Source organism: Caproicibacterium amylolyticum (assembly GCF_014467055.1).
In the GTDB taxonomy this organism is placed as follows: domain Bacteria; phylum Bacillota; class Clostridia; order Oscillospirales; family Acutalibacteraceae; genus Caproicibacterium; species Caproicibacterium amylolyticum.
The window spans coordinates 2565303-2584615 of record NZ_CP060696.1; the positions used below are offsets into that span (position 1 = coordinate 2565303).

Below are 19313 nucleotides of genomic sequence, written 5' to 3' on the forward strand. Positions count from 1 at the left end.
TTTCCAGAAAAATAAGTAAACAACTTATAGTAATTTTTTGTACTATCATATACGGTAAACGTGTCTGTTTCGGTGTTGTATGAAATCATAGCATAAGTGCTGGAAATATTTGATAAAAAGACCGAATATGAAGATTTCTGCACCTATTTTGAGTGGATAGCCACCCTGACCATATCCAAGAAAACGGAAATTAGTGGGATTACTCGCGCCTGTGGTAACAGTTCCCGTGCTCAGATTTAATATTCTTGTACCATACGTTTGAGAGAATACATACAGTTTCCCGCCGACAATTATCGAATTGTGGAAATGCGGTTTTTCAGGAAGGGATGTGCTTGTGACAAAGGTCTGTATATGTTCCTGAACTTCCGCCAGTTGGGGTCCAACGCGCATATCTGTTGCATCGGTTCTCGCTATATAAACCCGTTCATTATCGCAAGCACAGGCGTAACTGTAGCCATATGAAACAGAACTTGTAACGCAGGGATAGGTTGTAGCAGGGTATCCAGAAGCAGTTTTAGTATTCAAGTTATACCGTGGCGTTCCGTTTCCATCCACGATAATTCCTTGAAAATTATAAATACTCCCGCCTATGTAAAATCCTGCCGTCCCAAGATTTGTTATCGTATTCGTCTTTAAATTGTAGTCAAGGAGATAGCCACTGGACGGATATGAGCCATGCGCAAATCCTAGATAAATATGTCCATCACTTACAGCATCAACGTTTCCCATGAAATCCCCGCCCTGTGTATAAGAATTGCTAGGGATTTGAGAGAACGGGCTGTCTGTATCCGCCGAGAAATGTCCCGTACGCACATAACTGCCTTTTAGCAACACATCCGATACGGACACAGCAGACGGCGTCTTAATCCACAAGCCGTTTTTCACATCTGGCTCCTCCGGCTGCACGAACAGGTTGTATTTCAGCCGCGCGCCGCTGCCTCCGCCAATCATAAGCTGGCCCATCAGATATGCACCTCCAATCGCACGGTAATGTCTGTACTGGGTTTGTCCTCACGGCAGCGGAACGTTACTGTACTGCTGCAGTAGTCCCGCCAGTGATGCAGGCAAACGCTTCCTCCTCCGCTTCGGTTGGCGAGCCTGCAGTTGCCGGCACAAGGTACAGGTGCGGGTCCATGTCTGCGGTCATGCCTACAATGTTGACTGTTTGCGTGTACGGCGCGGTGCTGCTCCAACCGGATGCCGGCAGTGCGGCGGTAACGTGTAAATGTACCTGCTGCCACTTGGCGGTGCCATCTGCCTGCCACATAAGTGCCTGCCCCGCCGCCACCGCCTGCCGGGATGTGCTTGCTTCCCGCTGTTGTTGGATGGGTGTAGTTGTTTGCTTCATCCTCAATTCCGTCAAGTTTTTGGGCCTGTGTGGCGGTCATGTAACCATCCTGCGTAGCAGCAGCGGCAGGGATAAATCAGTATATTGCCTGCCACGGTCACTGCTGTCCTTCCGAGTTTTCCGCCGGTCAATGCCTCTTTCTTAAAATCATTCAAGTTGTCCTGAACCCGCGTTGACTTCGGCTTTGGTTGCCAAAATCATGGCTCGGGTCAACCGAAATCGTTACACTTGACGCATTGGAGAACAGGAGTTCAATGCCCACCTGAATTTCCGTTGAAACGCCATCGTCGCGGGAAATTTTTTCGGTGTCCGGATAATTTGCAATCGCAATTAGCCTGCCCTGGTCGTCAAATACGCCAATTTCGCGGATTGTCCAGCCGCCGACGTCAGATGGAATCAAACCTGTAACGCTAATCAAATTGGGAGAGTCCGCACTGACATTATATCCGCTGATTGTTCCACTCCACTTCTGCCCTTTCAGCGCCGTCATAGTAGGCACCGGACTGTAAAACGCGCCGCTGCCGTCACCCACCGCAAAAGTGGTCAAATTCACCTTTTACCAAGCACTGCCGCATTCGCAGTTGCGGCAAGCCCAACATTCGTCATAATGGAATAATATTTTGCCATTTAGAGTTCCTTTCCCTGCTCCGCGTTGTACGAAATCACGGTGCTCTGCCCACTGCGTACCGGTGGAAATGCAGCATACGCTTTTGCGCTGATCTGAATATTCCCCGGCTGGTAAGCGTGAATGATTGTCACCGCCCCGGTTCTCACACAGCTTCCGGCATATACCATCCCCTGCGATTTAATCAAAATAAGAATGGTATCCAGCACTGCGCACTGCCGCTTCACTTCCTCCAGCACCGCCAGAAACATCTTGTAATTCTCATATTTCAGTGTTGCATTGGTGGTAACCACCTTAAAATGTGGAAATCGGCCGCCTGCATACTCCCACCACGGAAGCAGGCTGCTTTCGCCGCCAAAATAAGTGTTGATAACGCGCTGCACCGCCCACGGTGTCCCTTTGGTACGGAAAATGCGGTCAGCATCCTTTATCGTCTGCCGCTTTATCGCAATATCCGCATAGGAGTCGTACCATGTGATATTACTTTCCCAAGCCAGTTCGTCCAATTCCGCATCATTCAGACTGTCCAAAACATCCCATGTACTAAGCTTTTTAATGGCATCCGCAACAAACGGGATGATTACATCCAGCGCCTGTGAAAGCCCTGTGTCCGCCGCATCTTTTCGCATCCAGACCGGCAGCAGCTTCGCAAAATCAAGCGTGGACAAATCCATACTGCTCATGTAATCACCTCATGCGTAATTTTGGGTGTACCGCTAAGCTGCGCCCCTGCTCCGGCTGAAGCTGCGTAAACACAGGCTGCACCACATCCAGGCGCACAGCACCGGTCAAGCCGTCCGCCCAATCCGGCGATAAAACGAAGCGCCGCAGCTGATCGGGGTTAATGTCCCGCCCAAGTGCTCCGCTCTGCCAGGCAAGGTAACGAGCAATCGCGCCGCCGCTGCTTTCGATAGCGTCAATCGCGGCAGCTTCCTCCCGCACAGTTGTGTAATACTTGATTTCCACCGCATACGGCACCGCTGTGGGAAACTTTCACAACCACCTTGTCCAACATAGGCACGGCGTCCTCCTGACTGCACGCACGGCGCACTTCCGCAAGTTCATCCTCGGTCGGCAGCCGCCCGCCCACCATCAGCGGCGCAATATTCACGGTGCCGTCCTCTTTGGCGTCTGTTTCAACACTCACATCCGCAACATCGGCATTCGCACCCATGGCCAAAGCCACATAAGCGGCACGCGGGCCAGCTGTAGAAAGCAAATTGCCATATTCGCGGATGCGTTCCCGGTAGCGGTCATCGCCGCCTGTGTCCGTTTCACCATCATCCCCGCTGTGGGTATCCACTGTATTCGTCACTGCACTGACAAAAGGTATCAAGTCAACAAGCGTTGTAATCGTTCCTTTACGGATGCCGTTTTGCACCGTACCAACGTCTGTGCAGGTTGCCGGAACGTCCACACTCAAACTACCAGCCTGCAGTACGGCCGCATGGTCTGTTGCAAAATATACGCTGCCGTCTGTTGTACCGCGTCCCCTGCGGTATCATAATATTTCACCCAGCGCTGTTTCTACCCGAAGCGCAAAGTAGTTTACTGCCGGTTTCGCCTGAAGGCGCGTGACATGGCGCATTTCTCCGATCGCGTCCAACACATTTCCGCGTGCATACCGGAGCAGCCGCTGCCGTGCCTTATCATTCATGGATGACAGCAGCGATACAGAACAGCAGACAGCGCTTCCGCAAAAATGCGGCGTTCATCACCCGGATAAAGGGATTCCCCAACGGCACTTTCAAGCTGTGACACTGTTTCACGATAAATGTTGTCTGCATCTATGTTAACAAAATTAATCTCTTCGGTCATTTGCGTTCCCCCTTTATCGCCCTGTCAGCAGTTCACTGATTTCCGCCTGAAACTGCCCTGACTGTGCGGCTGTCTGTAAGAGCTGCTCTGATGTCAGCTGCACACGTGGCTCATACGTTTCAATCAGCCACTGCAAATCTGCCAACAGCAGGCTGCTGATTTCAGAAATTGGCCGGTCAACCAAAGCAGAATCAATGCCCTTTAACCGCTCAAACGGTACTTCTCCTCGCGTGGTACGCATCAAATTCAGCGTACACACTGCCGGAGAGCCGTTCCCCTTTGCAAGCATCAGATTGACCTCGCTTTCTTGCTGGATTTATCCGCTGTGCTGGCTTTGGCCGTACTGCTCGTTTTCGTACTGCCGGATTTACTGCCCGCCGCCTCATTCGCGTATTCCGTAAAACCAAGCTGCATTTCGGCGTAAGTGTATGTACCGCGCATTGTCGTTGTTACGTTGTTCTGGTTCGCTTCTGTAAGCTGCATATACCGCGGCCCCACGCGCCGACCGCCGACCATAAACGGATAATATTTCCCGACAAGGCTTTCCCAGTTCTCACATTCTGCACGCACATTTGCCCCCGCTCCCGCTGAAAGCTTCACCGTGCAGGAGATTTCCTGCAGCTCCATACCGCGGGTGTTGGTTGCCGAAGAACCTTCCGTGTCATTGTTCGTTTCCGTTTTCAGCTTACGGCCGGTTGAAAAATCAGACATGGCCGTAATTTTGCGCCCGGTCACTTCAAAGTTTTTCGGTCCCCATGATGCCATAATCATGATGCATCACTCCCTAAAATGCTATTCCAGCCTGCCCCGTGTTCCCCGTCTGCCCGCGCAAGCACTACACCGCTTCCGTCAGCGCAGGTATCATAAAACACCCGCATACCTGCGCACATGCCGCCATAGTTTCCGCGCAAATGCCACGGAATCACAAGCGGCAGCGTTACGGCTTCCGGGTTGAGGTCTGGGATAACAACGGCGGTTGTGCCGCTGATGCTTGAAATTCTTCCCGCCTGCATCAATATCCCTCCAGTGGCTTTCGCAGAAACAGCTTGGTTGTTCCGGCAGCATAATCGTTTCGCATATGTGTAATAAACCATGTGCCATCATAAGAGGCGGCACCGGACGTTTGCAGCTTCACCGTTGAGCCGGGTGCATAACCGCGCAGAAGTCCCGTTTGCAGTGTTGCTGTAATTCCGTCTTTATTTAAATCCCGCAGCACCCCGCGGGCGAAGCGGTCCGCTTCCTCCTGACTGCTGATGCAAACCGGCAGTGCACATTTATACGTTTTGGATAATTTATTTTTCGTATAACTTCCAGTAAATCCGCCATTGCTTACTTTTGCACTGCCGAATTGTCTGCTGCCTCTGTCTTTATAGACAAAATCAGAATCCGAGGCGACAGCCAGTTCCCCCTGTGGCTCCTGCTGCTCCATATATTTCTGGCTGTACAGAATCAGTGCATGGTCATATACCAGAAAAGCGCATCCCTCTAAAATACATCTCTGCTGTAGGAATTCTGCATTTGAACGGCTCTCCTGCGAAACGAACTTGTACTGCTGATCTGTTACGCCATATGTTTTGAATGTCAAGCCGCTGTGAACAGCAATTTCCGCCGCAAGCTGTAAAAAGCGCACGCTTGCCCAGCTTTTTGTGCGTTTTTCCTGCATGGCTTCCGGCACACTGGCAGCCGTAATTTCGTAAAGTCCATTTTGCGGGCTGCACTGCCGGACATACAAAGTTCCGGTGCTCGCCGCACCGTCTGTTACTTTCAGCTTTTCTCCCGCTTTTGGATGCCAGCCGTCCCAAAGTCTGCGGGTGTCATTCAACGTTAAATGCAAAATATCCGCACTGCTTTCAGCAAATAAATCATGAACGCAGGCGCTTATGCTGACATCTGCTGTGATTTCTGTATCCTCATACCACACTCGAACACTCATGCCTCTGCCTCCCTTCGCCAAGGCGGCAGAGTTTCCGGCTGCTCAACCGTATCCAGAACCGGAATTTTCAAATGCACTCCAGCATCAAAAATCAGCGTACCGGAATAATCCGGATTCGCTTCTATGAGGATATGCGATAAGCGCTCCTCATCATAGGCCGCAAGCGCCAGTTCGTCCCACACATCCCCCTGACGGGTGGTGTAGTCAGTATATCCTACAATCTGCATACTGCGCTTCCTCTCTTTCTGCCAATGCATCCTGTACCATATCCACAAATTCAGGCATTAAGGCTTTTAGCTGCCGCATCAGGTCACTGGAGTTTGTTCCACTGGCGGCATAGATTTTCGGTGCAAACTGCATTCCACTCAAATCATACACAACACTTGAGGACGAACCGCCGGAAAGTGAAATACCGGAACCGCCCAGCACACCAAGTTTTCTGCCCGCCTCTGACCAGTATCCAATGTTCTTTCTGCGGTAGGCGGGGTTAAAGGACAGCACTGCTTCCTGTGGATACCGCGGGTCTTCACCTGCAATAGACAAACCGTTTGTAAAGCCGCCTGTTGCAAATTTTCCTGTGGCTCCGCCTCCATTTGACTTTCCTCCGCCCGAAAGTGCTCCGAAGAGACCGTTGATTGCACCGGCACCCCAGCTAAGCAGTTTCCCAACAAATCCGATAATCGTTCCCAGCACATCCGCAATCGGCTTTAAAAATTCCAGCAGTGGACTGAGCGCCTGCACGATTCCGCCAATCAGCGCCGAAATTGGTGGCAGAAGTGCCTGTACCAGCTGCATCAATGGCTGAATAATCGGCATAATCACCTGCTGCATAATTTGCACCAGCAACTGCAAAAGCGGCTGAATGATTGGCACCAACTGCTGTATTAATGACAGCACTACCGGCAAAATTGCCTGTATGATTTGTGTTACGATTGGTATGAGCGTTTGAAGCACCTGCACAATTGGTGGCAAGATTGCTTGCACTACTTGTATTAATGGCGGCAGAATTGCCTGAATCAAACTGATGATTGGCGGCAAAATCGAGCCAATAAACTGTGATAAAACCGGCATAAGTCCTGACATTAATTGTCCGATGAGCGGCATTATTTGTGTAAGGGCACTCCCCATTCCCTGCAAAAACTGCGTGACAAACGGCATACACGTCTGTATCGTGTTCTGCATAACCGGCATAATCGACTGCAAAGCACTTGAAATAGTCGGCATCATCTGTGTAAAAGAATTTGCGACTGCCGACGCGATGGGCAGCAAGCCTACTTCTGCCTGCCGCTTGATTGCCTCAATCGCAGAACCCAAGTCGTTATACTGAATGTTGTTGATGCTCTGCATGGCATTTGCAGTTTTGTTATACTGCACTTCCGTATTGTCAAGACACTTTATGACGGTTGGCCCCAAATCCTCCCACATGGTTCCAAACAAATTAACACCAGCCAAATTCTGCTGCACCGGGTCTTTCATTTTTCCAAGCGCATCAATTACCTGATAAAAAGCTTGTTTTGCTCCATTGCCACCAGCCGCGAATTTCTGTGCCATCTGGTCAGCGTTCATTCCAAGTGCTTGGAAGCCCTGCTGCGTGGTTTTGGAACCGTCAACGGCTCGGATGGAAAATTCTTTGACTGCATCGCCGATTTTATCCAGATTAAAAGCACCCGCGTCAGAACCCGCCTGAAAAACATTGAACATATCCTCCGCATTAAGTCCCAGCTTTTGGAACTGCACTGAATATTCGTCAATGCTGTCGAGCATTTCGCCCGAATAGTCCAAACCGTTTTGTGCACCCTGTGCAATCAAACTGTATGCCTGATCTCCAGTAACACCGAATTGGTTCATCATGGTCTGCGCCGCTCGTAGGGATTCACCAACGTCATAGTCAAATGCATCCCGCATACCCAACGCATCTTCGGTAATACCCTTTAAGGTATTCGTTGGCATATTCCCTAGCTGTTGTTTAACAATTCCGATTGCACTTGCTACATCATTCATGTCGGTACCGAAATTGTCGGCATAAACGCCTTTCATGGCATCCTGTAAACCGGCCATTTCTTCCTTGGTTGCGCCGGTTTTCACCTGTAGTTTGTTGGATGCTTTCGCGTAGCTTTGCCCAAGATTATTCAGGGCTTTCCCTGCCGCAGCCACTCCGCCGGCAACCGCAGTCGTTAACCCTGTTGCTGCAACACTTAATGCGGCAAGCTTCCCACCCTTGCCCAACCCTCCCAATTTACCTGTAACCCCATCAATGGCCTTGCTTAACGACGGGTCGATTGTGCCTGCAATGCTGATAACCGTCTGCATGACTTTTGGCATTTTCCATCACCTCCTGCACCTTTGGCGAAAACTTCTCTGCATCTGCATGGATTGGCGCTTTTGTTGCTGCTGCACTTCCTCCGCAGCCTCAACATATTCAACCAAAAAATCGACTAATCTGCTTTTGCGGAGTTCATTGATACTGCATCCGTAGGCTTTAGCGTAATCTCTGAGGAGTTCTCGGAGTTTTCTTGGAGTGAATTCGGTGCCTCCGGAGAGGCTGAAATAAAATTTCTGCCAATTCGCATGATATTGACCAAATCGCTCCCTGTAATACGTTCCAAGTCTTCCATCGCAAAGTTCGGATTTTCCGCGATGATTGCCTGAAAGCCAAGATACAAATGCAGACCGTAATCAATTTCAAATGCTCCTGAAATTCCGGCCATTGTTCCCGCCGTACTGCTGCGGGCTGCACGCAGCTTATAGGCATCCGCCTGTGCAAATTGCTGGGCTGTCACTTTTTCTGTATCATATGTAACCTTGCTAATCAGCTTCCCATCAACCGTAATTGGGTTGTACAGTTCCAATGTGTTTTGCATGAAAATTCCCCCTTAAAGTACGGAAAGCACGGAGTCCGTAAAGCTTTTTCCGCCTATCCTGACGATACCCAACAGCTTGTCAATCAGCAGGATTTCCTTGCCGTCAACAAACAGCTGGTATCGTGATGTTTCATATGTGTATTCGTTTTCATTGGCTGCACCGGTCTCCAACTGTACACCCGGCAGTTTTTTGAGCATTACCCGCAAATAGGCTTTGCCGCCCACTGTTTTCTGCGTACCGTCCTGCTGCACAACCTGCTGTGCAAAGCGGATTTCAAGCTTTTTAGCGGCAGCCAGCACTCCAAAGTTCGCGTCTACTCCCATTTTGGAAACGGTGGTTTCCATAGAGTCAATCTGGCTCATATCCGGTACCGAAAGTGTACCGCCCGCCTTTAGATCATTGGTCAGCGGAGATACTTCCGGCAGCGTAACCGTGCAGTCCCGCGCACACGGGTCTTTTCCGTCATCAGCGTATGCCGTTGTACCCTGAATCGGGCCGCTCAGGTCAAGTGCTAAATTCGGCATTATTTTTTCACTCTCCTTTACTTGAAATAAGCGTCAAATCCGGCGCTTGTATATGCCACCCCGCAGGTCAGTCCCTTCATGGGCGGCGTGGGTGTTACCTGTGCCGTATAAACAAACTGGCCGTTCATCAGCTGGGCTGTGCTGTTTTCTGCCGCAAGGAACACAATCTGCGGACTGCCGAGCAGATAACCGGACGCGGCATAGGCATCCAGCCGCTCCTGCTCCACGTTGATGATGGTATCTTTCATGGCGCGGTCCATGTTGACGTCAATTTTCGGTGCCCAGCGCTGCTGAAAGTTATTCAGCAGGAACATCAGCATTCGGATGTTTACGTCAAAAATACCGCGTGCATCAATTTGCTTGTCCTCAACATACGCGCCGGTGTGGTCGCCCCACAGCACCCAGCGCCCGCCCCACGGAATTGCGGTACTGACGCCGCTTTCTGTAAGTGTGTTTGCTTTTTCCTGGTCAAAGCCCTGATTCAAACTGTTTTCCCCGAAATACTGCGCAACCGCATTAATTTCCTTGTTTCCGTTGGTTTCTGCCGGGACACCGTCGTGACTCTGGTCAACACGCATTTGTTCTGCCACAGCCAACGTGGACAGATGATAAATCTTTCCGTAAGAATCTTTCACCTGCGGCCAATACGGCTTTTCATACTCGCTGTCATAGTGGTTATCTGTTTTCCACTTGATGGCCTCCTGGATGGTTGCCGCTGTGAGCGGAATATCCGGGTACAGCATTGCGTACCAGTGGCCGTTAATCTGATAGCTGTACTGCAGCAGCGCCTTGTGTACTTCCGGCTGGTCGGACCACCCCGGAGCCGCAATCATAGACGGCACAACCGCAAATTTCGGAAATACCAGTTTGATACAGGCAGCACCAGTGTACACGCCTTTGTCTGTTTCGTCGCCGATTATATCCTCTGCGGTAACTTTTGCAGGATCTACCTCATCAAATGTAACCTCTACCGTGCCGTCAATTGGTGTACTCCCGACGCTGGTCAGTAGAACGGCGTGCCGACTAAAGCTGTAATCCAGCGTATAATCGACATTTTCTTTTTTTCCCTCAATCGCAAGCGTATCCAGCACAATTGTTTCGGAAACAAACTCCGCTTTGCCATCCACAAAAATGACCGATTTTGTGGTTGCCTGCTCCTTTTTGTGCTTTGCCGGATTCAAGACATTGATAAGATAAATTGGGCCGATATTTTTACCCGTCTGCCCAAAATGCACATTGAGCGGCTCACAAAGCGTGAATGCATTCCAATTATCAGAATAACCGACTTTTCCGTATGCGTCTGCCATGCTTTTTACATTTACCGGACTGTTGACCGCCGCGGCATCCGTCCAGCCGCGCACCAGATTGACCGGCGCAGTGCCGATATAGACGGCGGCCGTTTCGGCCTGCGTGATTTCCTCTACAACGGATTCCCGCAGTTCGCCGTAAGCGCCGTACTTAATTCCTGCCATTCTTTCACCTCATTTATAAAAATTCCGCAACGTTCTCCACGCTGCGCAGCAGTTTCGCTTCCGCCGAAAAAGTAAGCCGTGCCATCCAGAACGGATAAAAATCCGGCAGCGAGTCCTGCTCTTTGATTGGCTCAAAGTGAATACCCGCGCCGTCCGGGTCTATTTCCATTCCCGCAATACTTCCGGCATTGCCGAATTCGCGGCGCGCTTTATCTATCCAGTTCCACACGTCACGCCAGCCGTTTTCCGCGCGGTCATAATAATTCTTCGCTTCCTGATTGTTCCACTGCAAAAAGAGCAGCGGGTTCGTTTCATCCTGCTTGAAAATATCTTTGCCGTGCATACCGGGACTCCAAGTGACAAACAGGATTTGGAACTCCAGCCGCGTTTCCTTTTTCAGCGGAAAGTCGTTCCCGGAAAGCAGCTGAACCGTCATGCTGGGAATTTCCACCGTATCCCCCGATTTGGGGGACTTACTGGGTGGTGCGAACATCCCATGCACGGATGGTGTAACCAATTCGTATTCATATCCCGAATCGTTCACCTGCTTCGGGTATTTCAGCTTGACATCCGCGCAGATTTGCCTGCGGCAAAAGTCACAAATACTGTCTATCGCTTCAACGCTGGTCATGCATACGCCTCATTTCTGCGCAGGCGCACCACCACAACGCCCATTTCAATGTTCCAATCCTCTACCACACGTTCCGAACCGTCCAAGTTGAGGATGCCGCCGACACCCGGATTTTCCGGCATATCCGTTTCCTGCGCATAGAGCACAACCGCGTTCCCGTCAATCCCCAACGCTTCCCCGCCAGTAACAGCAAGCTGCTCATTTGTTGCCACAACCGCTGTAATTGCGTGACCCTCCACTGTGTGCCGCTCGCCGAATTCCTCTGTGTTCAGGAAAACATTCTGCGCATCCGCCGCCACCATCTCGCTGAAAGCACTCATCAGAGCACCTGTGCGAAGGTACCGGGGTTAAACTTTACCGGCGCAACCAATGGGCAGGAAGTCAACCGCAGCGTGCGAATATCATCGTTCTCGTTTACCAGCACCTTTGGCACGCGGGAACCAGCGTATGTATGGAAATGACCGTCATCTTCAATCTGCGTCACGGCACCATACATAGTGTGCAGGCTTGCCGGTGCCGTTACAATACAGGTACCGCGCGGCAGGAACTGCTTGCTCTCTTTTGTGGATTCATCCGCATAGCTGCCGGAATAAGAATAAATGGTCAGCATATGACCGTGAACACTAAGCGTTCCATATACCGCAACGCCCTCCGGAAGTGTGCTGCTGTCCTGCGGGGTAAGGTCACCGACTGTCAGGCGGCGAATATCCAGCAGCTTTTGGATGCCCGGGTCATTGATAAGTACATCCGCACTTTCGGGGTCCAGCAGCAGGTCAGAGGAAGCCTGTCCGTCTTTGGTACGCATATCTACCATTTTTCCAAGGTCGGCATAAATCGCTGCACCGTCCGCGTTCCACTTCTTTGCGGGTGCATATACCGCAGGGTTCGTGTTTCCCTCGAAAAAGCTGATTTTAAATTCCTCATATTTCTTACCGCCGTATTCATCCGCATACTGGCGCAGGGTGTAGCCGTTTCCGCACAGCATCTGCGCAACCATGAGTTCTTCGCGGCGGGATGTCATTTCGTCCAGCTCAATTAAATCCTGTCCAAGCAGTGCACCCTCGCGCTGTTCTGGTGTCAGCCCGGACATAAATGCTTCTCCGAAACCGCGCTGCTGCAGGTCGTCCGAAAAAAGTGGGCGCTGCGGTGCCACTTTCGGCGGCTCCCATTCGGTGGTTTTGAAGCTGTCGCGGGTAACCGTAATGCCGCCGCGGCGCGGTGCCACAACCGGCGCCAGTTTCTGGGTGCCTTTGCGGTAATCCACAATCACTTTTTTTGTGCTGAAAATATCCTGCTGTGGGTTGGTCGGCGCATAACGGTCACGCAGGAAAGTAGTTGCCGGCTGCATCTGCTGAATCGCAGTCAGCATGGTCACAGTATCATATAAACTCATATTGATTTCCCCCTCTTAGTCCATTGCAGTGGAAAGATAGATACCCGCATTGCGCAGGTCTGCTTCATCCGCAGCAGTCATGGTGTAGCTTTCTTTCACGGTCAGTGCTGTTCGGTTAAAATGCCCGGTTTCGTAGCAGGACGCAACCACTGTTCCGTTGGTTCCCGTATCGGTGCTGTCGCACAAAATCCACGCTGCCTTCAGCGTTTCTGCGGGTTTCGGATTATCCCCTGTTACTGCCGCCTGTGCAGTCGTTCCGAGAACCACATTCCCCTCCCCAAGAGAGGATTGGGCAATTACTGTGCCGCGCGGCAGAATGCCCTGCCCGCTTTTCAGCACCACCTGAACCGCTGTCAGCGGATGTGCACTGTCATAAATAAGCCTATCGAACGTTCTTTCTTCGAGTGCTTCCATAGAATTTTCCTCCTTATTTCGTTTTCGGGCGTGCAGCCGCAATCATACCGGCCTCGCTCTTCATTTTTGCCGCTTCTGTATCAGCAGGCGGCGCGGCGGGCGTTACCTTTGCAGTCCCGCCTGCATTGGTCAGCTCCTTTTCCCGGTTTACAAGATAATTTTTTCCGGCCGCCTGTGCCTGTTCCAGTACGCGAAAAGCAAGCTGTTCCGCTGTGCAGGCCGTTTTCCCGTACTTTGCTTCAGCGACAAGTGCTGCATCCCCGATGCTGGGTGCAATTTTATCAATCGCTTCCAAGCGTTCCCGCTCGCGCTGGGCAGCTTCCTGCGCCGCGTTCTGCGTGTCTGGTACAGTCGGTTCTGCTGTCAGTTTCGCAGCATCCCGTGCATTCCCTTCAATCTGCGCCACAATGTCCGGGTATTTTTCCCTCAGTTCTTTTTCGTCCATAATGACCTCCTCGGTTTTTTCTGCGGGTTTTCCCGCATTTGCTATATTTCCAGTGGCAGAAGCCACAGGATGGCTCATAATGTGGATTCTTTCTGGCAGATGCAGCCCGTTTACATTGTGCTGAATCCCGTTTACCATTAGCACGCTGCCGGAAAGCAACATCTGCACCGGATTTCCCTCCAGCATTTCATCCGCAAAGCCGTTGTCGATTGCCTCCTGCCCCACCATCCATGTTTCGCGGGACATCATATTGCGAAGCGTATCGGTGTCAGTGCCGGTTTTCGCGGCGTAAATGGCGGCCACCGCACGCTCGTTTGCATCCACGCTTTTCTGAATCTGTTTCAGGTCAGGCAGGCCGTAATAATCGGACAACCCAACCTTAACGCCGTGAATCATCACCATACTGCCGGGCATGACGCTGACCGTATCCCCTGCGCACATAATGACACTTGCGGCGCTGGCTGCCATGCCCTCCACAATCACGTTCACTGCGCCGGTTAATTGTTTTAAAGCATTATGAATTGCAATGCCGGTATACAAATCGCCGCCGCAGCTATTGAGCCGGACAGTTACTTTTCCCTTGCCCTTCACCTGCTCCAAATCGTTTAGGAAGCCTTCCGGCGAGATGTAATTACCCGGTTCCGGCTCCCCAGTCCACCAGTCAATCGGCTGGCTGCTGACTACATCTCCATACAGAGTGATTTCTCCCTCATTATCTGATACAGAAGCAACGTTCCAAAACTTTTTAATTGGTTTCGGCATCTGCTGTTCCCCCTTTGCTCGTTTCTGCTGGTACATTTGCGGCTTGCAGCATGGCGTTTTCCCGCTGCAAAACCTCCACATTCTGTTCGTACTGCGTGCCATTCAGCCGCATAGCCGACTGCGCACGCGTGCTGTATCCATTTTCATTTGCCATCTGTTCTGCCTGTATTTCCTTGAGCGGGTCAAGCTGTCCCTGCGTCGGCCCGATCCAGTCCGCACCAAGCCATGCCTGCCGAATGCGTGGGTCGTTAAAAAATCCGGGTGCGGCAATGCGTCCTCTTGCCACTGCTTCTGTCAGCCACAGTGCATAGGCAGGCTGGCAGAAATCCGAAACAAACCAAGTGCGCCGCATTTTAAAGGCTTTCCATGCTTCCAGCATGGCCGCCCGGCTGGCGGAATAACTGCTGTTGAACTGTTTGAGCAGCAAATCTGCCGGAACTTCCAGTGCTGCGCCTACCTGTGTTGTGATTGCTTTCATGAATGCGTCAAAACCGCTATTCGGCCGTGTTGGGTTGGTAGAGTTGATGGTTTCGCCGTTCTGCAGCACATTAACCACACCCGGCCCCATTTCGTATTCGTTTTCATCATCTGAAATTTGTTCATCCTGCGGAATCGGCTCATTAAACGGCATTCCGGCGGCAGGGGCTTCCTTTTGGATCCAAACGGTGAAAAAGGACTCAATGACCGCCGCCATCAGCTCGCTTTCGGTGTAGCGCCGCAGCTGTAAAAGTGGCTCAATAACCGGTGCAAGGTAAGAAACGCCGCGGTACTGGTCAGGCCGCTCGCTGTCCATGATATGCAGGATATTCGGCAGGCCGGTTTCTGCGCCGTATGCTTCCACGCGCGTCCATTCGGACGGCTTTGGCAGCAGTTCATCCGGGTACTGGTTACAAATCCAGTACGCCACAATTGCGCCGGAACGAGAAACCTCCACACCGTCATAAATGGCATTGCCGTTTTCCGGGTTTTTGCCGTCTGTGATGCGCATCATGACGGGGGTTCCGCTGTGCAGTGCGTATTTTGTACAAATCCGGTCAGCCTCAATGATATGTAACCGCAGGCTATAGGGCGAAAAGAGTGTTGGCTGCTCGGCTTGTACCACCGCGAAACAGTCACCGGAAGCAAGCCAGGAAGCAAGTGCCAGCTGCTGCATGGCGTAAAAATCATTGACGCCGGTCGCATCACAAGCGTGTTTGTTTTCTGCCCACAGTGCAAATTCCGCATCTGTAGCATTTTGCCAAGCTGCCGCCTGCTCTGGTGTCATGCCCAGCAGTTTGTAATCAATTCGGCTTTTTAGCCGCAGACCGGTGCCAACCACATTCGTGCGGTTCGTTACCACTGCGCTTTTTGCCACAGGTGAAGACATGGTCAGGATTCTGCCGCGCTGGCGCAGGGTTGCATTGTTCCAGTCAATATCCTCATGTGGGCTACCGGACTGCGCTGTAAAACCTTTGAGTGCCTTTTTTCGGTACGAAGCGCCCGCGTCACTGTATCCTTTGTTCTGCATATGGGTGTAATATTGGCTGGCGGCGCGGGCTGCCTGCCGCTGATATTTCCATTTGTCAAACACGGCAGTTCACCTCACAGGTCGCGCGGAATGACACCTATCGCCTTGCGTGCATAGCCGCCGTTTCGCGCCATTGCTTCCAGCCCGTCAATTTCAGCTTCCAACTCTTTGATGGCAGCGCGAACTTCGGAAAGTGCCGCATCATACCGCTGCAGGTTCCTGCCGCCGATACCATAGGCTTTTACACCGCCGGTCAAAATGTCTGCTTCTTTTTTGCGGTACAGTTCAAGCCGGATTTTTTTATCGGCAACTTTTTCTGTAATCGTCATGATTTCCTCCTTACCAATCGTCAAACGGACTGTGCTTTTTCTTTTTGTGACGCTGTTTCGCGGTCTGTGGCCGCTGTGTGGGCGCTGCTTCCGCTCCCTGCAATGCTCGTTCTGCTGCATCCAAATCCGGGTTCAGCGTTTCAAATGCGGCAAGTGCATAGTTGCGGATGTCCAATGGCTCATTACGCTCATGCCCCGGCAGCTTTTCCCACCGCCATTTGGTTGCGCCGCCCTTTGCTGCGTGCATTGTCAGGTGCTCGGAAAGCAAACCAGAAAAATAACTTTCGTCATAACCCTCGCCCTTGGGAAAATGGCAGTAATTCCGCCCCGGCTTCTGCACTTTCAGGTTCGCCATAATGGCCGCCTTGCCCGCGCTGACACCGATTGTGTACAAATAGCACTTTGTTCGCTTCTGCGGGTCGTGCGGGTCGATTGCAACCTGTGTCGGCGGCTTCGTGTAGGGTGCGCTGTCCTGATTGCTGCCCTTAATCGCGAAAACGCGCTTTGTAGAACGTTTCCACGTCTGTTCGTACACATTTCGGGTAAAATGCCCGCCGCTGTCCACAAAAGTACAAGATACGCGAAGTGTTTTGCCGTTTTCAAATTCGTAATCATGCTCAATGACGCCATCCAAACGCTCCCAAACCTCTTCTGTGTCCGGTCTGCCAAGGATAATTCCTTTGTGAATTCCCCACGTTTCCCCGCGGCGGCCATGCCCAAGCACTTCATATTCCAGCCGGTCATCCTGTGTATCCACACCGCAGGTCAGCACCAGCACACCCTCCGGCAGCTCTGCACCGTAATCCTCCCGGCGCGCCAGCAGGGTATCATCCGTTACCAGGTCGCCGCGGTCTTCCCAAAGCTGACCAAGAATCGTGTTGTACACAACCTGCAGCTTCATGGGGTCATTTTTGGCCATTAAAAATTCCATGACAATGCGATTCCATGTCATGGACGCCCACGGACTGGAAAAAGCATTCAGCCAAAAGGACCGCACGCCGGAAGCCAGTGCATCCGGGTTTTCCGCCACCCACTTGGCGGGCTGGTGCTTCATGGTACGCTCATCACTCAAGCACCCGCAGGAGGGACACGCCCAGCCGACCGAAGTAACGGAATACACTGGCTTGCCCGCCACCTGTTTTGTTTCGTACTGGAATTTGATATTGTCAAAAACGATGTCATGCCACGCGCCGCATTCCGGGCACTGCCGCATATACCGTTCCTGCGTTCCCTCGTAAAACGCAGATTCAATATTGCTGTGCCCTTTGACGGTCGGCGTGGAAACTTCGATGGACTTCGCATTGTAAAACGTAATCTGCCGGGCAGCGCCCAGTTTCCACGGGTCACCCTCATCCCCCGCGGATGCCGCCCACCGGTCACGTTCGTCGCCGATCAGGTACCGTGCCGGAGTAGATGCCAGTGCGGAAGCGCTGTTGCTGCCGGTAATGGTCAGCATTCCGCCGGGAAAGCTCTTCTGCAAAATTGTTTTGGTTTTTCCCTCACTCATGGCACGTACTTTCCGGCGCAAAACCGGCGTGCTTTGAATCATCGGCCCAATACGCAGGCGGGAAAATTTGCGGGCATCCTCCAAAGTGGGTTGTACCAAAATGGCAGTGCCGGGGTCCTGATCCATGATGTATCCCAGCACATTCAGTTCCATTTCGGATTTACCGACCTGTGAACTTGCTACCATGACAATGCGGCGAATATGCGGGTCTGTAAAACAGTCCATGATTTCTTTCAGATAAGGGGTTCGGCTGGTGCGCCATGCGCCGGGTTCTGCGCTGCTGGATGTCAAAATTCTGTATTTGTCTGCCCACTGGCTGACAGTGAGATTTTCAGGCGGACGCAGCTGCCGCAGAATTGGACGGATTGCGTTATTCAGGCGCTGCACGCCTGATTTATTCGCTTTCTTCCTCATCTTCGGCATCTTCCTGCAGCTCCTTCTTGCCCAGTCGACTGCGTACACGCTCCCTGAATTTTACCGGGTCATACTGGTAGGTGCTCAAATGCTCCAAAATGGCGCACGCTTCTTTTCGGATGCTATCCGCGCAGGTGGCTGGTTCACTTTCTTGTGACACTTCCACCGCTATCCGTCCCGGCAATGAAAGAAATGATGTACGCACTTCATCTGCAAAATCCTCCATCATGGCCTGCACATCTTCCGACCTGTGCATTTCTCCATTTAATTCCTGCCACTCCATGTCAGCGATATTCGCTTTCGCTGTTTTGAAGCGCACTTCCTGCTCCAATTTCTCCGTTTCAAGGTTATTGTCCTCTTTGCTGCCGTTTCGCTCGGAAACGAAATTTATGTACGCTTGAACAGCATCCGAAATTGAAAATTTTCTTCGCTTTCCAACCATTTCATAAGGCAGGGTTCCGTCCTCCACCATTTGCTGCACGCGGCGGGCAGAAAGCCCGAGAATATGGGCGATTTCGGATGTTCCAACCAGTTCCATCTGCGCGATAAAATCACCCCCAAACTTTCATTTTTCTGAAACCGCAAAACGCGAAACGAAATCACCAATTTTTCCAGTTCAAAAAATTTGCGTTTTCTGGGCTCGCAAGCACCGCAGGCAAAAATATTTCCGTCACAGTACCTACGGCATTATTTCATTGCATTTTTTACATTGTTGTCCAATCTTTTTCCAATTTCCTCATTCAAACGCTTCTTAACCTGCGGCATCACGCGGTCACTGCCCACCATCTGCGGCACAGACAAAGTCTTGACCGCTTTGATTGGCAGGCGGCTGTTCCCTACACGCTTGAATGGAATGGATGCACTACCACCAAGGAACACATTGCTGCCTAATGTTTTCTTCTGCCCTTTGAACACAGCCGCCTTGACCGTATACTTGCGCGGTCTACCTCCGGGCTGACTGGCTGGCCGGGAACGTGGTGTCATACCGAAGTGTGTAGGTGTCAGCACCCGCCCGCTGTATACCAGCTGTAGGTTGTCAATGGTTTCACCGCGCACAGAAATGCTTCCGGCTTTTGCACCCTTGCCCGCCGGATTGACTTCCCCTTTCTTAATGCCGTACACTGCAGCAACCTCTTGACTCACCCAGCCCGGCGCACGGCTTCGAATGTCGCTGACCGTGCGCTTCACTGCTTTTTCTCCGGCTGCTTTGATGCTCTTCAGATTTTTTTGAACCTCTTTGAAATTTTTAATTTGCGCTTTGATTGTACTGCCCATGCACATCACCCCATCTTGTTTGGTGGGAACTCTGGGAGTCGAACCCGGTGCGGT

The 19313-nt window shown here is 51.6% G+C and carries 27 protein-coding genes and 1 pseudogene; all 28 read right to left on the minus strand.

The genetic code is table 11. The annotated features are described in order from the left end of the window. Nucleotides 1-45 precede the first annotated feature (45 nt). The 28 genes and pseudogenes from H6X83_RS12290 to H6X83_RS12420 all read right to left on the minus strand — a co-directional run bounded on the left by H6X83_RS12290 (nucleotide 46) and on the right by H6X83_RS12420 (nucleotide 19259). Complete coding sequence (locus H6X83_RS12290; RefSeq protein ID WP_212506752.1) at nucleotides 46-963, minus strand: hypothetical protein; 918 nt, start codon at nucleotides 961-963, stop codon at nucleotides 46-48. 64 nt (nucleotides 964-1027) lie between these two features. Continuing rightward, on the minus strand, nucleotides 1028-1348 hold the full coding sequence (locus H6X83_RS12295; RefSeq protein ID WP_212506753.1) for a hypothetical protein: 321 nt from the start codon (nucleotides 1346-1348) through the stop codon (nucleotides 1028-1030). A gap of 151 nt (nucleotides 1349-1499) precedes the next feature. Continuing rightward, the gene (locus H6X83_RS12300; protein ID WP_212506754.1) at nucleotides 1500-1895 is read right to left on the minus strand and encodes a phage tail-collar fiber domain-containing protein; all 396 of its coding nucleotides are present in this window, start codon (nucleotides 1893-1895) and stop codon (nucleotides 1500-1502) included. Between the two features lie 80 nt (nucleotides 1896-1975). After that, a complete protein-coding gene (locus H6X83_RS12305) occupies nucleotides 1976-2656 on the minus strand; it encodes a phage tail protein I (protein WP_212506755.1) in 681 nt (226 codons plus the stop codon). Nucleotides 2657-2660: 4 nt separating this feature from the next. After that, the gene (locus tag H6X83_RS12310) at nucleotides 2661-2939 is read right to left on the minus strand and encodes a hypothetical protein (RefSeq protein ID WP_212506756.1); all 279 of its coding nucleotides are present in this window, start codon (nucleotides 2937-2939) and stop codon (nucleotides 2661-2663) included. After that, on the minus strand, nucleotides 2890-3288 hold the full coding sequence (locus H6X83_RS12315; protein ID WP_484484219.1) for a hypothetical protein: 399 nt from the start codon (nucleotides 3286-3288) through the stop codon (nucleotides 2890-2892). The genes H6X83_RS12310 and H6X83_RS12315 overlap by 50 nt, the downstream gene beginning before the upstream one ends. Continuing rightward, nucleotides 3274-3444, minus strand: a pseudogene (locus tag H6X83_RS14860) (baseplate J/gp47 family protein); the annotation flags it as partial. The gene H6X83_RS12315 and the pseudogene H6X83_RS14860, both read right to left, overlap by 15 nt. Before the next feature lie 30 nt (nucleotides 3445-3474). Further along, entirely contained in the window at nucleotides 3475-3630 is a 156-nt protein-coding gene (locus H6X83_RS12320) for a hypothetical protein (protein WP_212506757.1), read from the minus strand. After that, the gene (locus H6X83_RS12325; protein WP_212506758.1) at nucleotides 3627-3791 is read right to left on the minus strand and encodes a hypothetical protein; all 165 of its coding nucleotides are present in this window, start codon (nucleotides 3789-3791) and stop codon (nucleotides 3627-3629) included. The genes H6X83_RS12320 and H6X83_RS12325 overlap by 4 nt, the downstream gene beginning before the upstream one ends. A gap of 13 nt (nucleotides 3792-3804) precedes the next feature. Continuing rightward, nucleotides 3805-4080 carry an early E1A protein gene (locus H6X83_RS12330; RefSeq protein ID WP_212506759.1) on the minus strand — a complete coding sequence of 92 codons (276 nt, stop codon included), beginning with the start codon at nucleotides 4078-4080 and terminating at the stop codon, nucleotides 3805-3807. Beyond that, entirely contained in the window at nucleotides 4080-4562 is a 483-nt protein-coding gene (locus tag H6X83_RS12335; RefSeq protein WP_212506760.1) for a hypothetical protein, read from the minus strand. Before H6X83_RS12335 ends, H6X83_RS12330 begins: the two co-directional genes overlap by 1 nt. Beyond that, nucleotides 4559-4804: a hypothetical protein gene (locus H6X83_RS12340; RefSeq protein WP_212506761.1), complete on the minus strand. Its 246-nt coding sequence runs from the start codon at nucleotides 4802-4804 to the stop codon at nucleotides 4559-4561. Before H6X83_RS12340 ends, H6X83_RS12335 begins: the two co-directional genes overlap by 4 nt. Then, complete coding sequence (locus H6X83_RS12345; protein WP_212506762.1) at nucleotides 4804-5724, minus strand: phage late control D family protein; 921 nt, start codon at nucleotides 5722-5724, stop codon at nucleotides 4804-4806. Before H6X83_RS12345 ends, H6X83_RS12340 begins: the two co-directional genes overlap by 1 nt. Further along, nucleotides 5721-5951 carry a tail protein X gene (locus H6X83_RS12350; RefSeq protein ID WP_212506763.1) on the minus strand — a complete coding sequence of 77 codons (231 nt, stop codon included), beginning with the start codon at nucleotides 5949-5951 and terminating at the stop codon, nucleotides 5721-5723. Before H6X83_RS12350 ends, H6X83_RS12345 begins: the two co-directional genes overlap by 4 nt. After that, nucleotides 5929-8046, minus strand: coding sequence for a phage tail tape measure protein (locus tag H6X83_RS12355; RefSeq protein WP_212506764.1), 2118 nt, complete (start codon nucleotides 8044-8046; stop codon nucleotides 5929-5931). Before H6X83_RS12355 ends, H6X83_RS12350 begins: the two co-directional genes overlap by 23 nt. A gap of 113 nt (nucleotides 8047-8159) precedes the next feature. Continuing rightward, nucleotides 8160-8585 carry an early nodulin 20 (N-20) gene (locus tag H6X83_RS12360; RefSeq protein WP_212506765.1) on the minus strand — a complete coding sequence of 142 codons (426 nt, stop codon included), beginning with the start codon at nucleotides 8583-8585 and terminating at the stop codon, nucleotides 8160-8162. Nucleotides 8586-8597: 12 nt separating this feature from the next. Next, nucleotides 8598-9110 (minus strand): phage major tail tube protein, encoded by a 513-nt coding sequence (locus H6X83_RS12365; RefSeq protein ID WP_212506766.1) that lies wholly within the window; start codon nucleotides 9108-9110, stop codon nucleotides 8598-8600. A 17-nt stretch (nucleotides 9111-9127) separates the two neighbouring features. Continuing rightward, on the minus strand, nucleotides 9128-10582 hold the full coding sequence (locus tag H6X83_RS12370; protein ID WP_212506767.1) for a phage tail sheath protein: 1455 nt from the start codon (nucleotides 10580-10582) through the stop codon (nucleotides 9128-9130). Nucleotides 10583-10595: 13 nt separating this feature from the next. Next, nucleotides 10596-11213 carry a hypothetical protein gene (locus H6X83_RS12375; RefSeq protein ID WP_212506768.1) on the minus strand — a complete coding sequence of 206 codons (618 nt, stop codon included), beginning with the start codon at nucleotides 11211-11213 and terminating at the stop codon, nucleotides 10596-10598. Next, a complete protein-coding gene (locus H6X83_RS12380; protein WP_212506769.1) occupies nucleotides 11210-11533 on the minus strand; it encodes a sugar ABC transporter ATP-binding protein in 324 nt (107 codons plus the stop codon). Before H6X83_RS12380 ends, H6X83_RS12375 begins: the two co-directional genes overlap by 4 nt. Beyond that, entirely contained in the window at nucleotides 11533-12606 is a 1074-nt protein-coding gene (locus tag H6X83_RS12385) for a major capsid protein (protein ID WP_212506770.1), read from the minus strand. The genes H6X83_RS12380 and H6X83_RS12385 overlap by 1 nt, the downstream gene beginning before the upstream one ends. A gap of 15 nt (nucleotides 12607-12621) precedes the next feature. Beyond that, nucleotides 12622-13020: a head decoration protein gene (locus tag H6X83_RS12390; RefSeq protein ID WP_212506771.1), complete on the minus strand. Its 399-nt coding sequence runs from the start codon at nucleotides 13018-13020 to the stop codon at nucleotides 12622-12624. A 13-nt stretch (nucleotides 13021-13033) separates the two neighbouring features. After that, entirely contained in the window at nucleotides 13034-14227 is a 1194-nt protein-coding gene (locus H6X83_RS12395) for a head maturation protease, ClpP-related (protein ID WP_246419252.1), read from the minus strand. Next, nucleotides 14211-15797, minus strand: a complete 1587-nt coding sequence (locus tag H6X83_RS12400; RefSeq protein ID WP_343063112.1) for a phage portal protein — start codon at nucleotides 15795-15797, stop codon at nucleotides 14211-14213. The genes H6X83_RS12395 and H6X83_RS12400 overlap by 17 nt, the downstream gene beginning before the upstream one ends. A gap of 11 nt (nucleotides 15798-15808) precedes the next feature. After that, nucleotides 15809-16063: a hypothetical protein gene (locus H6X83_RS12405; protein ID WP_212506773.1), complete on the minus strand. Its 255-nt coding sequence runs from the start codon at nucleotides 16061-16063 to the stop codon at nucleotides 15809-15811. Between the two features lie 10 nt (nucleotides 16064-16073). Continuing rightward, the gene (locus H6X83_RS12410) at nucleotides 16074-17993 is read right to left on the minus strand and encodes a phage terminase large subunit family protein (RefSeq protein ID WP_246419255.1); all 1920 of its coding nucleotides are present in this window, start codon (nucleotides 17991-17993) and stop codon (nucleotides 16074-16076) included. Then, nucleotides 17965-18522, minus strand: a complete 558-nt coding sequence (locus tag H6X83_RS12415; RefSeq protein ID WP_212506774.1) for a helix-turn-helix domain-containing protein — start codon at nucleotides 18520-18522, stop codon at nucleotides 17965-17967. The genes H6X83_RS12410 and H6X83_RS12415 overlap by 29 nt, the downstream gene beginning before the upstream one ends. Nucleotides 18523-18671: 149 nt before the next feature. Next, a complete protein-coding gene (locus tag H6X83_RS12420) occupies nucleotides 18672-19259 on the minus strand; it encodes a serine/arginine repetitive matrix protein 2 (RefSeq protein ID WP_212506775.1) in 588 nt (195 codons plus the stop codon). Nucleotides 19260-19313 lie beyond the last annotated feature (54 nt).

Bases quoted from the DNA above. Each gene is read 5' to 3' on its own strand.
- H6X83_RS12290 (WP_212506752.1), bottom strand. From the start codon at position 963: ATGGGCCAGCTTATGATTGGCGGAGGCAGCGGCGCGCGGCTGAAATAC.
- H6X83_RS12295 (WP_212506753.1), bottom strand. From the start codon at position 1,348: ATGAAGCAAACAACTACACCCATCCAACAACAGCGGGAAGCAAGCACA.
- H6X83_RS12305 (WP_212506755.1), bottom strand. From the start codon at position 2,656: ATGAGCAGTATGGATTTGTCCACGCTTGATTTTGCGAAGCTGCTGCCG.
- H6X83_RS12320 (WP_212506757.1), bottom strand. From the start codon at position 3,630: ATGAATGATAAGGCACGGCAGCGGCTGCTCCGGTATGCACGCGGAAAT.
- H6X83_RS12325 (WP_212506758.1), bottom strand. From the start codon at position 3,791: ATGACCGAAGAGATTAATTTTGTTAACATAGATGCAGACAACATTTAT.
- H6X83_RS12330 (WP_212506759.1), bottom strand. From the start codon at position 4,080: ATGCTTGCAAAGGGGAACGGCTCTCCGGCAGTGTGTACGCTGAATTTG.
- H6X83_RS12335 (WP_212506760.1), bottom strand. From the start codon at position 4,562: ATGATTATGGCATCATGGGGACCGAAAAACTTTGAAGTGACCGGGCGC.
- H6X83_RS12340 (WP_212506761.1), bottom strand. From the start codon at position 4,804: ATGCAGGCGGGAAGAATTTCAAGCATCAGCGGCACAACCGCCGTTGTT.
- H6X83_RS12345 (WP_212506762.1), bottom strand. From the start codon at position 5,724: ATGAGTGTTCGAGTGTGGTATGAGGATACAGAAATCACAGCAGATGTC.
- H6X83_RS12350 (WP_212506763.1), bottom strand. From the start codon at position 5,951: ATGCAGATTGTAGGATATACTGACTACACCACCCGTCAGGGGGATGTG.
- H6X83_RS12355 (WP_212506764.1), bottom strand. From the start codon at position 8,046: ATGCCAAAAGTCATGCAGACGGTTATCAGCATTGCAGGCACAATCGAC.
- H6X83_RS12360 (WP_212506765.1), bottom strand. From the start codon at position 8,585: ATGCAAAACACATTGGAACTGTACAACCCAATTACGGTTGATGGGAAG.
- H6X83_RS12365 (WP_212506766.1), bottom strand. From the start codon at position 9,110: ATGCCGAATTTAGCACTTGACCTGAGCGGCCCGATTCAGGGTACAACG.
- H6X83_RS12370 (WP_212506767.1), bottom strand. From the start codon at position 10,582: ATGGCAGGAATTAAGTACGGCGCTTACGGCGAACTGCGGGAATCCGTT.
- H6X83_RS12375 (WP_212506768.1), bottom strand. From the start codon at position 11,213: ATGACCAGCGTTGAAGCGATAGACAGTATTTGTGACTTTTGCCGCAGG.
- H6X83_RS12380 (WP_212506769.1), bottom strand. From the start codon at position 11,533: ATGAGTGCTTTCAGCGAGATGGTGGCGGCGGATGCGCAGAATGTTTTC.
- H6X83_RS12385 (WP_212506770.1), bottom strand. From the start codon at position 12,606: ATGAGTTTATATGATACTGTGACCATGCTGACTGCGATTCAGCAGATG.
- H6X83_RS12390 (WP_212506771.1), bottom strand. From the start codon at position 13,020: ATGGAAGCACTCGAAGAAAGAACGTTCGATAGGCTTATTTATGACAGT.
- H6X83_RS12395 (WP_246419252.1), bottom strand. From the start codon at position 14,227: ATGCCGAAACCAATTAAAAAGTTTTGGAACGTTGCTTCTGTATCAGAT.
- H6X83_RS12405 (WP_212506773.1), bottom strand. From the start codon at position 16,063: ATGACGATTACAGAAAAAGTTGCCGATAAAAAAATCCGGCTTGAACTG.
- H6X83_RS12410 (WP_246419255.1), bottom strand. From the start codon at position 17,993: ATGCCGAAGATGAGGAAGAAAGCGAATAAATCAGGCGTGCAGCGCCTG.
- H6X83_RS12415 (WP_212506774.1), bottom strand. From the start codon at position 18,522: ATGGAACTGGTTGGAACATCCGAAATCGCCCATATTCTCGGGCTTTCT.
- H6X83_RS12420 (WP_212506775.1), bottom strand. From the start codon at position 19,259: ATGGGCAGTACAATCAAAGCGCAAATTAAAAATTTCAAAGAGGTTCAA.